16 protein-coding genes are annotated in these 14,597 nt (G+C 55.7%); 9 read left to right on the forward strand and 7 right to left on the reverse strand.

Annotated features, from left to right (window positions below):
- Positions 1-42 precede the first annotated feature (42 nt).
- The 7 genes from HVZ39_RS05715 to hypA all read right to left on the reverse strand — a co-directional run bounded on the left by HVZ39_RS05715 (position 43) and on the right by hypA (position 6,488).
- Positions 43-471 (reverse strand): TOBE domain-containing protein, encoded by a 429-nt coding sequence (locus HVZ39_RS05715; protein ID WP_016154196.1) that lies wholly within the window; start codon positions 469-471, stop codon positions 43-45.
- A gap of 44 nt (positions 472-515) precedes the next feature.
- The gene (flhA, locus tag HVZ39_RS05720; RefSeq protein WP_181633324.1) at positions 516-2,594 is read right to left on the reverse strand and encodes a formate hydrogenlyase transcriptional activator FlhA; all 2,079 of its coding nucleotides are present in this window, start codon (positions 2,592-2,594) and stop codon (positions 516-518) included.
- 206 nt (positions 2,595-2,800) lie between these two features.
- Positions 2,801-3,811, reverse strand: coding sequence for a hydrogenase maturation carbamoyl dehydratase HypE (gene hypE, locus HVZ39_RS05725; protein WP_016154194.1), 1,011 nt, complete (start codon positions 3,809-3,811; stop codon positions 2,801-2,803).
- On the reverse strand, positions 3,808-4,929 hold the full coding sequence (gene hypD / locus HVZ39_RS05730; protein WP_019077547.1) for a hydrogenase formation protein HypD: 1,122 nt from the start codon (positions 4,927-4,929) through the stop codon (positions 3,808-3,810). Before hypD ends, hypE begins: the two co-directional genes overlap by 4 nt.
- Complete coding sequence (hypC, locus tag HVZ39_RS05735; protein ID WP_003037411.1) at positions 4,929-5,201, reverse strand: hydrogenase 3 maturation protein HypC; 273 nt, start codon at positions 5,199-5,201, stop codon at positions 4,929-4,931. Before hypC ends, hypD begins: the two co-directional genes overlap by 1 nt.
- Positions 5,192-6,064: a hydrogenase nickel incorporation protein HypB gene (gene hypB / locus HVZ39_RS05740; RefSeq protein WP_181598946.1), complete on the reverse strand. Its 873-nt coding sequence runs from the start codon at positions 6,062-6,064 to the stop codon at positions 5,192-5,194. The genes hypC and hypB overlap by 10 nt, the downstream gene beginning before the upstream one ends.
- A gap of 52 nt (positions 6,065-6,116) precedes the next feature.
- Entirely contained in the window at positions 6,117-6,488 is a 372-nt protein-coding gene (hypA, locus tag HVZ39_RS05745) for a hydrogenase maturation nickel metallochaperone HypA (protein WP_019077546.1), read from the reverse strand.
- Positions 6,489-6,686: 198 nt separating this feature from the next.
- Here hypA and hycA point away from each other — a divergent pair, with 198 nt between their 5' ends.
- The 9 genes from hycA (at position 6,687) to hycI (ending at position 14,563) form a co-directional block, all read left to right on the forward strand.
- Entirely contained in the window at positions 6,687-7,145 is a 459-nt protein-coding gene (gene hycA / locus HVZ39_RS05750; protein ID WP_016154190.1) for a formate hydrogenlyase regulator HycA, read from the forward strand.
- Positions 7,146-7,286: 141 nt separating this feature from the next.
- The gene (gene hycB / locus HVZ39_RS05755; protein ID WP_016154189.1) at positions 7,287-7,898 is read left to right on the forward strand and encodes a formate hydrogenlyase subunit HycB; all 612 of its coding nucleotides are present in this window, start codon (positions 7,287-7,289) and stop codon (positions 7,896-7,898) included.
- On the forward strand, positions 7,895-9,721 hold the full coding sequence (gene hycC, locus HVZ39_RS05760) for a formate hydrogenlyase subunit 3 (protein WP_181633325.1): 1,827 nt from the start codon (positions 7,895-7,897) through the stop codon (positions 9,719-9,721). The genes hycB and hycC overlap by 4 nt, the downstream gene beginning before the upstream one ends.
- Positions 9,722-9,723: 2 nt before the next feature.
- Positions 9,724-10,647: a respiratory chain complex I subunit 1 family protein gene (locus HVZ39_RS05765; RefSeq protein ID WP_019077545.1), complete on the forward strand. Its 924-nt coding sequence runs from the start codon at positions 9,724-9,726 to the stop codon at positions 10,645-10,647.
- A gap of 17 nt (positions 10,648-10,664) precedes the next feature.
- On the forward strand, positions 10,665-12,374 hold the full coding sequence (gene hycE / locus HVZ39_RS05770) for a formate hydrogenlyase subunit HycE (protein ID WP_016154186.1): 1,710 nt from the start codon (positions 10,665-10,667) through the stop codon (positions 12,372-12,374).
- Positions 12,375-12,383: 9 nt separating this feature from the next.
- Positions 12,384-12,926: a formate hydrogenlyase subunit HycF gene (gene hycF / locus HVZ39_RS05775; protein WP_016154185.1), complete on the forward strand. Its 543-nt coding sequence runs from the start codon at positions 12,384-12,386 to the stop codon at positions 12,924-12,926.
- Entirely contained in the window at positions 12,926-13,693 is a 768-nt protein-coding gene (gene hycG, locus HVZ39_RS05780; RefSeq protein ID WP_003037388.1) for a formate hydrogenlyase subunit HycG, read from the forward strand. The genes hycF and hycG overlap by 1 nt, the downstream gene beginning before the upstream one ends.
- A complete protein-coding gene (locus HVZ39_RS05785) occupies positions 13,690-14,100 on the forward strand; it encodes a formate hydrogenlyase maturation HycH family protein (RefSeq protein WP_003037385.1) in 411 nt (136 codons plus the stop codon). Before hycG ends, HVZ39_RS05785 begins: the two co-directional genes overlap by 4 nt.
- Positions 14,093-14,563: a hydrogenase maturation peptidase HycI gene (gene hycI / locus HVZ39_RS05790; RefSeq protein ID WP_016154183.1), complete on the forward strand. Its 471-nt coding sequence runs from the start codon at positions 14,093-14,095 to the stop codon at positions 14,561-14,563. Before HVZ39_RS05785 ends, hycI begins: the two co-directional genes overlap by 8 nt.
- The last annotated feature ends 34 nt before the right edge of the window (positions 14,564-14,597 follow it).

Raw genomic sequence — 14,597 nt, forward strand, 5'->3', positions numbered from 1 at the left:
TAGCGCTATCGGGCAATTTGGTCATGCGTTGACGAATGGATATTACGCTTTGGTGGCAATCAGAATGGCTGAGGCTTTGATCAGCGCAATAACGCGGCTGCCCTGACTCAGTTTCATCTCATGCTGACTTTCGTTGGTGACGACGGCAACAATATCAAAGCCTGCGTCAGTTTTGATATGCACCGTGGCGTTGACTGCGCCTTCGGTGACCTGGGAAACGCTACCGGCAAACTGGTTGCGGGCAGAGAATCTCAGACCGCAGTCTTCTGTTGCCAGCGTCACCCACGGCGCTTTAATCAAGGCAATCGCCTCTTTCCCTTTTGTCAGACCCAGCGCCTGCTGGCTGCTATGGGTCACAATCGCGACCAGTTTTGCGCCGCCAGCCAGCGTCAGTTCAACTTCATCATTCACTGCGCCTGTAGCGACTGCGCTCACTGTGCCGGTTAATTGATTACGTGCTGATACTGCCATACTGCCTCCTTTCGTTGAGATATCACCCAGTATAGCCACATTGGCTAAACCAGTGCGTCCTTATCAATGCCCAGGCGCTTCATGCGCGAGAGTAACGTTGTGCGTTTCAACCCCAGTCTTTGTGCCGCGCCTTTAGGACCGGCGACAACGCCATTGGTTTCTTTCAGAACGCGCATTATCAACTGGTATTCATCTTCGCCATCCTGCGCAACTTCGGTGGCCACCAGCGGCGTAGACGGCGCCATAGCGATTACATCCGGCAGGGACAGTTGCAGCACGTTGCCCCGGGTGAGCAGAACCGCACGTTCTACGACGTTTTCCAGCTCGCGCACGTTACCCGGCCATTCCATGCTGCTCAGCGTACGCAGGGCTTCGGCGGGAATGCTGTCGATATTGCGCCCCATCCGGCGGGCAATTTTGAAGGTGAAGGCTTTCACCAGCAGCGGAATATCTTCCGGGCGCTCGCGCAGCGGTGGCAGATGGATCGGGAAGACGTTCAGTCGATAGTAGAGATCGTTACGAAACTCGCGATCGGCGACCATCTTTTTCAGATCGCGGTTAGTGGCAGCGATCAAGCGAACGTCGGTCTGGATCAGTTTATTGCTGCCCAGACGTTCAAACTCCTGCTCCTGCAGAACGCGCAGCAGCTTGGGCTGAAGCTCCAGCGGCATGTCGCCAACTTCATCGAGAAATAACGAACTTTTGTCCGCCAGTTCAAAGCGTCCAATCCGCTGCGTGCTGGCCCCGGTAAATGCGCCACGCTCATGGCCAAACAGATCGCTTTCCAGCAATCCGGCAGGCATTGCCGCGCAGTTCATTTTCACCATCCGACGGGCGTTACGTCCGCTCAGGTTGTGAATTGCTCGTGCAATCAGCTCCTTACCCGTCCCGGTTTCACCAAGAATCAGGACAGTGCTGTCGCTTTGCGCCACCATTTCGACCTGTTTGAGTACGCTGTACATCGCTTCGCTGCGGCCAATGATTTCTCCGAACTCACTTTCCACGTTGTTGAGTTGTTCAGTCAGCGCCAGGTTTTCATCGACCAGCCGCTCCTTCAGGCGGTGGATCTCCTGGTAGGCGAGGGCGTTATCCACGGCGATCGCCACGCGTTCTGCGATTTGGCGCAGCAGTTTGAGATTGGCAGTGGTGAATACTTTCTCTTCGCATTGCGCCAGCTTAAGTACGCCGAGCATATTATTGCCGGACATCAGCGGCAGCAGGCACAGAGTCTGTAGCTGGTTGCCCCAGGTTTCGAACAACATTCTTTCGTAAGGGGCCAGGGTATCGCGTTCGCTCAGGTTAATCAGCAGCATCTCTTTACTTTTGAAGACCCGTTCAGAGAGCGTGCCGGCTTCGTCCACTTCACTTTGTTCGTGTGCCGGATGATGTTCATCCAGATAGTGAGTGGAATAAATGCTGAGCTTGTTTTTGCGATCGCTGCGTAACACGATGCTGATGGCATCAATGTCGAAGTAGTGATGGATCTCTTTGGCGACTTCGCTGACCAGCTCATCAATATCCAGGCGGGAGAGCACAGCATTGGTGATGGCGACCAGGATGCGAAAGTTATCACGCTCACGGCACAGGAGATCGTAATCGACATTGTTGCTGACCCGGCTTTGAATTTGTTCAGCAACGACGCCGACTATTTGGGTGAAGGTCTGCAGCCGGTTGTACTCTTTTTCACTCCACGGTTGGTCTTCGTTACGGATAAATTCGCAACCGCCAAAGATTCGCCCATCTGCTGCCAGCGGTAGCAGGCAGTAGTGACCAAATTTAGAATACAGCCCGCCAGAGGCCAGCTGTGGCCAGGTTTCGCTAAACTCGTGATAGTTGCAGTGCAGCGCATCGGGGCGAGACAAAATACGGCGTACCGGGCCATGCGCCAGCACCGTTTCGTCTTCATAATCGATGGGGTTACCATTTTCACGCGTCGCAAAATAACGCGCACGCTGCGTTTGTGCCTGCCATAAGACAATAGCCGCGCAGTCGGCCAGCGCTGAACGCTTGACCAGTTGCGAAAGCGCCTCGCTGAGAGACGGCAGGTCGGGCTGCTGTAATAATGTACGAGTAATATCGAACAGGCCTTGCTGTCCGAGGTCACTCATCGGTGTATACGACATATTGCTTTTCCAGGAAAAGCACCGCAGAACGGTGCGAAAACGGTAAATGAATTATAGGTATAAGTCGTAAATTATTGCCGGACTGGTCCTGCTACACGAACCGTAGACCCGATCGGCAAAACGCCATCAGGTGATAATGCAGCGTAAAGGCCGGATGTCGACGCAAATGCGTCTTACCCGGCCTACAGCTTGCTGCCAACCGGCTGTTAGCATATACGAGGTAATGGTTCGGCGTGTGGTAAATCGAGAGTGCGTTTCACGCCGTAGAGTCCGGCAAGACGCACACCTTTGCGTTCTACCACTTCACCAATCATTGCGGCATCGCGTCCTAACGGATGTGCGCGCAGCGCGGCAAGCACCGTTTCAGCAGCCTGACGCTCAACGGCAATCACCAGCTTGCCTTCGTTAGCAAAGTTAAGCGCATCCAGACCCAGCAGTTCGCAAACGCCACGCACCGCGGGCTTCACGGGCAGGGCCGCTTCAGACAGCTCAATACCAAACCCGCATGAGGCGGCAAATTCATGCGTTACCGCATTTACGCCGCCACGGGTCGCGTCACGCAGCGCCTTCACGCCGGGAATATCACGCAGCGTCTGGATAAGCGGCGTCAATACCGCGCAGTCGCTGACCAGTTCGCCATCAAGACCCAGCTGTTCGCGCAGGTTAAGGATAGTTGCGCCGTGATCGCCAAGCGTACCGCTGACCAGCAGCACATCGCCTGGGCCGAGGGTCTGTGCGCCCCAGTGAATGTTGGCGGGGATCGCCCCCATTCCGGCCGTGTTGATGAACAGCTTGTCTGCAGCGCCGCGCTGCACGACTTTGGTATCGCCGGTCACGATGGCGATGCCTGCTTCACGCGCGGTCGCCGCCATACTGTTGACGACGGTTTTCAACGTCTCCATCGGCAAACCCTCTTCGAGGATAAAACCGCAGGAGAGGTAGCGAGGGATCGCGCCGCTGACCGCCACGTCGTTAGCCGTACCGCAGATGGCCAGCTTGCCGATATTGCCACCCGGGAAGAACAACGGATCGATAACATAGCTGTCGGTTGAAAACGCCAGACGATCGCCTTCTGCAACCAGTTGCGCCAGGTCCAGACGAGCCTGATCTTCTTGTTCCGCCAGCCACGGATTAGCAAAAGCTTCCATAAACAGATTGTTGATCAACTGCTGCATAGCCTGACCGCCGCTACCGTGGGCGAGTTGTACGCTGTTCATGCTTCACACTCCTGCTGACGATACTGATACCAGGCGGCACATGCGCCTTCTGAGGAGACCATCAGGGCGCCAAACGCGGTCTCCGGGTTACAGGTTTTGCCAAATAGCGGGCACTGATGCGGTTTGCATCTGCCGGTCAATACCTCGCCGCAACGCGCGCGCGGATCGTCATACACCTGCTGCGGCGCTGGCTGGAAATGCGCTTCGGCATCAAAGCGCTGATAGTCTGGCGTCAGGTGAACGCCAGAGGATTCAATGACGCCCAGACCGCGCCATTCGCTATCGCCATTGACGCAGAACACTTCGGCGATGGCCTGTTGCGCTAACAGGTTACCGGCGTCCGGCACCACGCGGCGATACTGGTTTTCGACCTGGCTATGTGCGGCAATCTTCTGTTCAATCAACATCACCACGCCCTGCAGCAGATCGAGCGGTTCAAAACCGGCGACCACCAACGGACGATGGAAATCTGAAGCAATGAAATTATAGGCATCAGTGCCAATCACCATGCTGACATGGCCCGGCGCTAAGAAGGCGTCGATGCCGTTGTCCGGCTGTTCCAGCAGGCTGCGCAGCGTAGGGATAAGTGTGATGTGCTGGCAGAAAAAGTAAAAATTCTGCACGTCACGCTGTTTTGCCTGCTGAAGGGTGATGGCGGTGGTTGGCATTGTGGTTTCAAAACCCAGGCCAAAGAACACAACCTTACGCGTTGGGTTTTCCTGCGCCAGCTTCAGCGCATCCATCGGTGAATAGACGATGCGGATATCCGCGCCGCGCGCTTTGGCTTGTAGCAAAGAACCTTGTTTACCCGGAACGCGCATCGCATCGCCAAAGGTGCAAAAAATCACTTCCGGATGGCTGGCGATTTCCACACAGCTGTCGATTCTGCCCATCGGCAGAACGCAAACCGGGCAGCCCGGGCCATGAATAAACTCGACGTTGTCAGGCAGCAATTGGTCGAGACCGAACTTGAAGATAGCGTGGGTATGGCCACCACACACTTCCATGATGCGCAGCGGGCGTTCAGCAGTGTAGGGGAGGTGTGCGGCACGTTCACACAGGTGCTCTATCAACTGCATCACCTGTTCTGGTGCGCGGTATTCGTCAACAAAACGCATTATTTTTCCTCGCCATACAACAACGCGCCGACATCCGGCTCAACGTCAAACATGTTTTGCAGCGCGTCGAGCGTGTCGCGCGCTTCAGCTTCATTAATGATGCTCATGGCAAAGCCGACGTGGACCAGTACCCACTGGCCCAGACGGGGTTGACCGTGTTCATCGCAGCTTCCGACCAGCGTCAGGTCGACGTCGCGCTGAATACCGCAAACGTCGACTTTGGCCTGGTTGCCATCAATGGTGCGGATTTGACCCGGAACACCTATGCACATCGCTGCGTCTCCAGCCAGGAGAGCCATTGGTCCATGCCTTCGCCACTGGTGGCGGAAATCAGGATAATCTCAATTTCCGGGTTCACTTCCCGGGCGCTGGCGATGCACTTTTCTACGTCAAAATTGAGGTACGGCAGTAGGTCTACTTTGTTGAGCAGCATCAGCGACGCGGCGGCAAACATATGCGGGTATTTCAGCGGCTTGTCTTCGCCTTCGGTGACGGAAAGCACCGCCACTTTATGGCGTTCTCCGAGGTCGAAGCTGGCCGGGCAAACCAGGTTCCCGACGTTTTCAATGAACAGGATGCCGTTGTCTTCAAGCGGCAAACGTGGCGCGGCGTCAGCAATCATTTGTGCGTCAAGGTGGCAACCTTTACCGGTGTTGACCTGGATGGCGGGCGTACCTGTGGCGCGAATACGGGCGGCATCGTTAACCGTCTGCTGGTCGCCTTCAATGACGGCGCAAGGCACGCTGTCTTTGAGCTTCATCAGCGTTTCGGTCAGCAGCGTGGTTTTACCGGAGCCTGGGCTTGAGACAAGGTTTAATACCAGATGTTGACGGGCAGCAAAGCGGGCGCGGTTGCGCTCGGCCAGACGGTTGTTTTTATCCAGCACGTCAATTTCCACTTCCAGCATTCGGCGCTGACTCATGCCAGGCGCGTGGGTGCCTGCTTCACCGTTACCGTAATGCAAATCGCCTTCTTCGGTCTGGCTCGGTGTGAAACTGGAGGTCTTCACCCCGGTAATATTCAGCGCCGGACGAGCCGCTGGGGCAAATGGCGCGCTGCGAAACGCCGAGTGGGGATTATGCTCATCACCCTCTATATAAAGGTTGCCTTCAGCGCAACCACATGTCGTACACATCGCTCACTCCTGATTTATTACTTGCGATACTTCAGTTGCCGGATGATGACGCTTAGGCGTCGGCATCCGACGCTGGAGTTTCATCTATTTCAATACGTCGAATCTGTAAGCCGTCATCGGCCACAATTCTCAGCATATCGCTGTTGCATTGCGGACATCTGCGCACGCGTTGCGTCAGTAAGGTGACGTATTGCTGACAAGATTCGCACCAACATTCGGCTTCTTGTTCTTCGAGGTGGAGTTTACAACCTTCTGCAAGGGTCCCGCGGCATACCAGATCAAAACAAAAGGCGAGAGCGCTGGTTTCTACGCAAGAAAATGCGCCAATTTTGAGCCAGACCCCAGTTACTCGTTGAGCACCGTATTGCGTGGCCTGTTGTTCAATCAATTCCAGTGCCCGTTGGCAGAGGGTTATTTCGTGCATACCGCCTCCTATGAAGTTGCCGTATTAAAAGCAATAAACATGCCAGCTTGAATTTTTTCTATCGTGACAATGACGACGATGACGAAATGACATGTCGTCACCGCTCTTTGATTTTTTATCTATATGAAAATCAAGGTTTTTAATTTTGGCATGAAATGTGCTTAAAGCTGTTCATCTCTGCTAAACGGGTAACCTGACATGACTATTTGGGAAATAAGCGAAAAAGCCGATTACATCGCTGAACGGCATCGTCGCCTACAGGACCAGTGGCGTATTTACTGCAACTCGCTGGTTCAGGGGATCACCCTGTCAAAAGCGCGTTTGCATCATGCAATGAGCTGCGCACCGGACAAGGATCTCTGCTTCGTCCTTTTTGAACACTTCACTATCTACGTCACGCTGGCGGACGGCTTTAACAGCCACACCATCGAGTACTACGTTGAAACGAAAGACGGTGATGATAAGCAACTGATTGCACAGGCTGAGTTGACCATCGATGGTAAGGTTGATGAGCGTATCAGCAACCGCGATCGCGAGCAGGTGCTGGAGCACTATCTCGAAAAAATCGCCACCGTCTACGACAGCCTCTATACCGCTGTTGAGAACAATATGCCGGTGAATTTAAGCCAGCTGATTGAGGGACATAGCCCGGCTTAAGCCTTGGGTGTGCCCACTTTTGTCATGATGCACTTTCATACTGCGTCACGACGTTTAGGGAATGGGCATGTCGAAAAATGTCGAAATGACATTTTCCAGACATGTTTTCGTCAAAAATGACTATCACCTGAGGAATGCCTGGTGAATCGTTTTGTAATTGCTGACTCCACTCTTTGCATCGGCTGCCACACCTGTGAAGCCGCCTGCTCAGAGACACATCGCCAGCATGGCCTGCAGTCAATGCCGCGCCTGAAAGTGATGTTAAATGAAAAAGAATCCGCCCCGCAGCTTTGCCACCATTGTGAAGATGCGCCTTGCGCCACCGTTTGTCCGGTTAATGCGATTAATCGCGTTGATGGTGCCGTGCAGCTGAATGAAAGCCTGTGTGTAAGCTGCAAACTGTGCGGGATCGCCTGTCCGTTTGGCGCGATTGAGTTTTCCGGTAGCCGTCCGCTGCATATCCCGGCAAACGCCAATACGCCAAAAGCGCCTCCGGCTCCGCCAGCGCCTGCCCGCGTGAGCACGTTGCTGGACTGGGTTCCGGGTATTCGTGCCATCGCGGTGAAATGCGATCTGTGCAGTTTTGACGAGCTTGGTCCGGCCTGCGTACGCATGTGCCCGACCAAAGCCCTGCACCTGGTGAGTAACGTGGATATTGCCCGCGCCAGCAAACGTAAGCGTGAGCTGACTTTCAATACCGACTTCGGCGATCTCACCTTGTTTCAGCAGGCTCAGAGTGGGGATGCAAAATGAGCGCAATTTCACTGATTAACAGCGGCGTAGCCTGGTTTACGGCGGCTGCGGTTCTGGCATTTCTGTTTTCATTTTACAAACCGCTGAGCGGCTGGATTGCCGGGGTTGGCGGTGCGGTTGGCAGCCTGTGTACAGCGGCTGCGGGTTTCACCGTACTGACTAATGCCCTGGCTTTAAGCGGTGTGATGCCATTTATTGGTCACAGTGTGCAAATTACCCCGTTGAACGCTATCTGGCTGATTACGCTGGGCCTGTGCGGCCTGTTTGTCAGCCTGTACAACATTGACTGGCATCGTCATCCGCAGGTAAAAGCCAACGGGCTGCTGGTGAATCTGCTGATGGCCGCGGCGGTATGTGCGGTGGTTGCCAGCAATCTCGGAACGCTGGTGGTGATGGCGGAAATCATGGCGCTGTGTGCCGTGTTCCTCACCGGCTGCAGCAAAGAGGGCAAACTGTGGTTTGCGCTGGGCCGTGTCGGCACGCTACTGCTGGCTATTGCCTGCTACCTGGTGTGGCAACGCTACGGCACCCTGGAGCTGCGCCTGCTTGACCTGCGCGCACAGGAGCTGCCGCTCGGGTCTGATATCTGGCTGCTGGGCGTGGCGGGTTTTGGCCTGCTGGCCGGGATTATTCCGCTGCACGGATGGGTGCCACAGGCACACGCCAACGCCAGCGCACCGGCTGCGGCGCTGTTCTCTACCGTCGTCATGAAAGTGGGGCTGCTGGGTATTCTCTCCCTGTCGCTGCTGGGCGGTAATGCACCGCTGTGGTGGGGCATTACGCTGCTGGTGCTGGGAATGATCACCGCGTTTGTCGGCGGTCTGTATGCGCTGATGGAGCATAACATTCAGCGTCTGCTGGCATACCACACGCTGGAAAACATCGGCATTATTCTGCTGGGTCTGGGCGCAGGCGTAACCGGAATTTCCCTGAATCAACCTGCGCTGATTGCGCTGGGTTTGACCGGCGGTCTGTACCACCTGGTAAACCACAGCCTGTTCAAAAGCGTTCTGTTCCTGGGCGCAGGCAGCATCTGGTTCCGTACCGGTCATCGTGATATCGAAAAACTGGGCGGTATCGGTAAACGTATGCCGGTTATCTCTCTGGCGATGCTGGTTGGCCTGATGGCGATGGCCGCACTGCCGCCGCTGAACGGTTTTGCCGGTGAGTGGGTTATCTACCAGTCCTTCTTTAAGCTTGGCAACAGTGGTGCTTTTGTCGGTCGTCTGTTAGGACCGTTGCTGGCGGTGGGACTGGCGATTACCGGCGCGCTGGCGGTGATGTGTATGGCGAAAGTCTATGGCGTTACGTTCCTTGGCGCACCGCGCACGAAGGAAGCTGAAAATGCCTGCTGCGCGCCAATTCTGATGGGCGTTAGCGTAGTCGCGTTGGCTATCTGCTGCGTGATTGGGGGCGTTGCTGCGCCGTGGCTGCTGCCGATGATCTCCGCTGCCGTTCCGCTGCCGCTGGAAACCGCGAACACCACCGTTTCTCAGCCAATGATCACGCTGCTGCTGATCGCATGTCCGCTGTTGCCGTTCATCATCATGGCGATTTTCAAAGGCAACCGTCTGCCATCGCGTTCACGCGGTGCGGCATGGGTGTGTGGTTACGATCACGAGCAGTCAATGGTCATTACCGCACACGGTTTTGCCATGCCGGTGAAAGAAGCCTTTGCGCCGGTACTCAAACTGCGCAAATGGCTGAATCCGGTATCACTGGTTCCGGGCTGGCAGAATGCGGCTGCACCGGTGCTGTTCCGTCGCCTGGCGCTGATTGAGCTGGCGGTACTGGTGGTGATTGTGGTTTCACGAGGAGCCTGAGAATGAGTGTTTTATATCCGTTAATTCAGGCGCTGGTGCTGTTTGCCGTTGCGCCGCTGCTGTCCGGTATTACCCGCGTGGCACGTGCGCGTTTGCACAATCGCCGCGGTCCGGGCGTTTTGCAGGAATACCGCGACATTATCAAACTGCTGGGCCGTCAGAGCATTGCGCCTGCGGATTCCAGTTGGGTTTTCCGCCTGACGCCGTTTGTGATGGTGGGTGTGATGCTGACTATCGCCACCGCGTTGCCGGTAGTGACCGTTGGCTCACCGCTGCCGCAACTGGGCGATCTGATCACCTTAATTTACCTGTTCGCCATCGCCCGCTTCTTCTTCTCTATCGCGGGCCTGGATACCGGTAGCCCGTTTACCGCTATTGGCGCCAGCCGCGAAGCGATGCTCGGCGTGCTGGTTGAACCTATCCTGCTGTTGGGTCTGTGGGTTGCGGCGCAGGTTGCTGGCTCAACGCATATCAGCAATATCGCCGATACCATTTATCACTGGCCAGCTGCACGCAGCATTCCGTTGATTCTGGCGCTGTGCGCCTGTGCTTTCGCCACCTTTATCGAAATGGGCAAACTGCCGTTCGATCTGGCAGAGGCAGAGCAGGAGCTGCAGGAAGGTCCATTGACCGAATACAGCGGCAGCGGTTTTGCGGTGCTGAAATGGGGCATTAGCCTTAAGCAACTGGTCGTTCTGCAAATGTTCGTTGGCGTGTTCCTGCCGTGGGGACAGATGGAAACCTTCACCTCGGGTGGGCTGCTGCTGGCGCTGGTGATTGCCGTCATCAAACTGGTTCTCGGCGTGCTGGTCATCGCCCTGTTCGAAAACAGCATGGCGCGTCTGCGTTTTTGCGCCACTTCACGCGTGACCTGGGCCGGTTTTGGGTTTGCGTTTTTAGCGTTCGTCTCCTTGCTGGTGGCGTGATTTAAGAGAGTTTGAGCATGTCTGAAGAAAAATTAGGTCAACAATATCTCGCGGCGCTGCACCAGGCCTTCCCGGGCGTCGTGCTGGATGAAGCCTGGCAGACCAAAGATCAACTGACGATCACCGTCAAGGTGAACTACCTGCCGGAAGTGGTGGAGTTCCTGTACTACAAACAGGGCGGCTGGTTGTCCGTGCTGTTTGGTAACGACGAACGTCAGCTGTGCGGTCATTATGCCGTTTACTACGTGCTGTCGATGGAGCAGGGAACCAAGTGCTGGATTACCGTGCGCGTTGAGGTCGATGCCAATAAGCTGGAGTTCCCGTCCGTCACGCCGCGCGTGCCTGCTGCGGTCTGGGGCGAGCGCGAAGTGCGCGATATGTACGGTTTGATCCCGGTTGGTTTGCCCGATGAGCGTCGTCTGGTACTGCCGGATGACTGGCCGGACGAACTCTACCCGCTGCGTAAAGACAGCATGGATTATCGCCAGCGCCCCGCGCCGACTACCGATGCTGAAACCTACGAGTTCATCAACGAACTGGGAGACAAGAAAAATAATGTAGTGCCGATTGGCCCACTGCACGTCACCTCTGATGAACCCGGTCACTTCCGTCTGTTTGTTGACGGCGAGAACATCATCGACGCCGACTACCGTCTGTTCTATGTCCACCGCGGCATGGAGAAGCTGGCGGAAACCCGCATGGGTTACAACGAAGTGACCTTCTTGTCCGACCGCGTGTGCGGCATTTGCGGCTTTGCGCACAGCACCGCCTATACCACCTCCGTCGAGAACGCGATGGGCATCGTCGTGCCGGAACGTGCGCAGATGATCCGCGCCATTCTGCTGGAAGTTGAACGCCTGCACTCGCACCTGCTGAACCTCGGCCTGGCCTGTCACTTTACCGGTTTTGACTCCGGCTTTATGCAGTTCTTCCGCGTGCGTGAAACCTCCATGAAGATGGCGGAGATCCTCACCGGGGCACGTAAAACTTACGGTCTGAACCTGATCGGCGGTATTCGTCGTGATCTGTTGAAAGAGGATATGATCCAGACCCGTCAACTGGCGCAGCAGATGCGTCGTGACGTGCAGGAACTGGTCGATATGCTGCTCAGCACGCCGAACATGGAACAGCGTACCGTAGGTATTGGTCGTCTGGATCCGGAAATTGCCCGTGACTTCAGTAACGTCGGCCCGATGGTACGCGCCAGCGGCCATGCGCGTGACACCCGCGCCGATCACCCGTTTGTGGGCTATGGTCTGCTGCCGATGGAAGTTCACAGTGAGCAGGGTTGCGACGTTATTTCTCGTCTGAAAGTCCGTATCAATGAAGTCTACACCGCACTGAATATGATCGACTTTGGTCTGGACAACCTGCCAGGCGGCCCGCTGGCTGTGGAAGGTTTCACCTACATTCCACACCGCTTTGCGCTGGGCTTTGCTGAAGCGCCGCGCGGGGATGACATCCACTGGAGTATGACTGGCGACAACCAGAAACTGTATCGCTGGCGCTGTCGCGCGGCGACTTACGCCAACTGGCCGACGCTGCGCTACATGCTGCGTGGCAACACCGTTTCCGATGCCCCGCTGATTATCGGTAGCCTCGATCCTTGCTACTCCTGTACCGACCGTATGACCGTGGTCGATGTGCGTAAGAAGAAGAGCAAAGTCGTGCCGTACAAAGAACTTGAGCGCTACAGCATCGAGCGTAAAAACTCGCCGCTGAAATAAGGAATCGCCATGTTTACCTTTATCAAAAAAGTCATCAAAACCGGGGCGCCGACATCGTCGTATCCGCTGGAGCCGATTGCGGTCGATAAAAACTTCCGTGGCAAACCGGAACACAATCCGCAGCAGTGCATTGGCTGTGCGGCCTGTGTGAATGCGTGCCCGTCGAACGCGCTGACGGTAGAAACCGATCTGGTTACCCATGAGCTGGCGTGGCAGTTCAATCTCGGCCGTTGCATCTTCTGCGCCCGCTGCGAAGAAGTCTGCCCGACGGCGGCAATCAAGCTGTCGCAGGAGTATGAACTGGCGGTGTGGAAGAAAGAGGATTTCCTGCAGCAGTCCCGCTTTGCGCTGTGTAATTGTCGCGTATGTAACCGCCCATTTGCGGTACAAAAAGAGATCGATTACGCCATTGCGCTACTTAAGCACAACGGCGACAGCCGTGCGGAAAACCACCGTGAAAGCTTTGAGACCTGCCCGGATTGTAAGCGCCAGAAATGCCTGGTGCCGTCTGACCGTATTGAACTGACTCGCCATATGAAAGAGGCCAGCTGATGAGCAATTTATTAGGCCCACGTGACGCCAACGGTATTCCGGTACCGATGACGGTGGATGAATCCATTGCCAGCATGAAAGCATCGCTGCTTAAAAGCATCAAGCGTTCAGCGTACGTTTACCGTGTGGACTGCGGCGGCTGCAACGGCTGTGAAATCGAAATCTTCGCTACGCTTTCTCCGCTGTTTGATGCCGAACGTTTTGGTATCAAAGTTGTACCATCACCGCGCCATGCGGATATCCTGCTGTTTACCGGCGCGGTAACGCGTGCCATGCGCTCTCCGGCGCTGCGCGCCTGGCAGTCTGCGCCAGATCCGAAAATTTGTATCTCTTACGGTGCCTGCGGTAACAGCGGCGGTATCTTCCACGACTTATACTGCGTATGGGGCGGCACGGATAAAATCGTACCGGTGGATGTGTATATTCCTGGCTGTCCGCCAACGCCTGCGGCTACGCTGTACGGTTTTGCAATGGCGCTGGGTCTGCTGGAACAAAAAATTCACGCGCGTGCGCCAGGTGAACTGGACGAACAGCCGGCTGAAATTCTGCATCCGGACATGGTTCAGCCGCTGCGCGTGAAGGTGGATCGTGAAGCCCGCCGTCTGGCGGGCTACCGCTATGGTCGCCAGATTGCTGATGACTATATGACACAGTTAGGGCAGGGCGAGCATCAGGTGGCGCGCTGGCTGGAAGCGGAAAATGATCCGCGTCTGACCGAGATCGTCACGCATCTTAATCATGTTGTCGAAGAGGCGCGTATCCGATGAGTGAAACGGTGGTGTTCAGTCAACTGAGCCGTAAGTTTATTGATGAGAACGATGCAACGCCCGCTGAGGCGCAGCAGGTTGTCTATTACAGCCTGGCGATTGGTCACCACCTTGGGATCATCGATTGCCTGGAAGCGGCGTTAACCTGTCCGTGGGATGAATATCTGGCGTGGATTGCCACGCTTGCCGAAGGCAGTGAAGCCCGCCGGAAAATGGAAGGCGTGCCGAAGTACGGCGAGATCGTCATCGATTTCAACCATGTGCAGATGCTGGCGCGCGCGTTCGATGATGCGCGTGCCGTGCAGACCCCGCAGCAGCAGGAGTGGAGCAAGCTGATGCTTAGCATGCTGCACGATATCCACCAGGAAAGCGCCATCTATCTGATGGTGAGGAGACATCGTGACTGACGTTTTATTATGTGTGGGTAACAGCATGATGGGCGATGACGGCGCGGGGCCGCTGTTGGCCGAAATGTGTGCTGCAAATCCTCAAGGACAATGGGTTGTCATCGACGGCGGTAGCGCGCCGGAAAACGACATCGTCGCCATCCGTGAGTTGCGCCCGCAGCGTCTGTTGATTGTGGATGCTACCGACATGGGGCTAAACCCTGGTGAAATCCGCATTATCGATCCTGATGATATTGCCGAGATGTTCATGATGACCACCCACAACATGCCGCTGAACTACCTGGTCGATCAGCTGAAAGACGACGTTGGCGAGGTGATTTTCCTTGGCATTCAGCCGGATATTGTCGGTTTTTACTACCCGATGACACAGCCGATCAAAGATGCGGTAGATACCGTCTATCAGCGATTAGCCGGGTGGGAAGGACACGGTGGGTTCGCTGAATTAGAGGCACCGGAAGCCTGAGCCTGAGGGCACTGAATACCGGATGGTGTGTCGC

It is taken from the genome of Citrobacter sp. RHB35-C21 (assembly GCF_013816515.1).
GTDB lineage: Bacteria > Pseudomonadota > Gammaproteobacteria > Enterobacterales > Enterobacteriaceae > Citrobacter > Citrobacter braakii.

What these genes read in the sequence shown, in the direction of transcription:
- HVZ39_RS05715 (WP_016154196.1), bottom strand. Translation starts at nt 471, where the DNA reads ATGGCAGTATCAGCACGTAATCAATTAACCGGCACAGTGAGCGCAGTC.
- flhA (WP_181633324.1), bottom strand. Translation starts at nt 2,594, where the DNA reads ATGTCGTATACACCGATGAGTGACCTCGGACAGCAAGGCCTGTTCGAT.
- hypE (WP_016154194.1), bottom strand. Translation starts at nt 3,811, where the DNA reads ATGAACAGCGTACAACTCGCCCACGGTAGCGGCGGTCAGGCTATGCAG.
- hypD (WP_019077547.1), bottom strand. Translation starts at nt 4,929, where the DNA reads ATGCGTTTTGTTGACGAATACCGCGCACCAGAACAGGTGATGCAGTTG.
- hypC (WP_003037411.1), bottom strand. Translation starts at nt 5,201, where the DNA reads ATGTGCATAGGTGTTCCGGGTCAAATCCGCACCATTGATGGCAACCAG.
- hypB (WP_181598946.1), bottom strand. Translation starts at nt 6,064, where the DNA reads ATGTGTACGACATGTGGTTGCGCTGAAGGCAACCTTTATATAGAGGGT.
- hypA (WP_019077546.1), bottom strand. Translation starts at nt 6,488, where the DNA reads ATGCACGAAATAACCCTCTGCCAACGGGCACTGGAATTGATTGAACAA.
- hycA (WP_016154190.1), top strand. Translation starts at nt 6,687, where the DNA reads ATGACTATTTGGGAAATAAGCGAAAAAGCCGATTACATCGCTGAACGG.
- hycC (WP_181633325.1), top strand. Translation starts at nt 7,895, where the DNA reads ATGAGCGCAATTTCACTGATTAACAGCGGCGTAGCCTGGTTTACGGCG.
- HVZ39_RS05765 (WP_019077545.1), top strand. Translation starts at nt 9,724, where the DNA reads ATGAGTGTTTTATATCCGTTAATTCAGGCGCTGGTGCTGTTTGCCGTT.
- hycE (WP_016154186.1), top strand. Translation starts at nt 10,665, where the DNA reads ATGTCTGAAGAAAAATTAGGTCAACAATATCTCGCGGCGCTGCACCAG.
- hycF (WP_016154185.1), top strand. Translation starts at nt 12,384, where the DNA reads ATGTTTACCTTTATCAAAAAAGTCATCAAAACCGGGGCGCCGACATCG.
- hycG (WP_003037388.1), top strand. Translation starts at nt 12,926, where the DNA reads ATGAGCAATTTATTAGGCCCACGTGACGCCAACGGTATTCCGGTACCG.
- HVZ39_RS05785 (WP_003037385.1), top strand. Translation starts at nt 13,690, where the DNA reads ATGAGTGAAACGGTGGTGTTCAGTCAACTGAGCCGTAAGTTTATTGAT.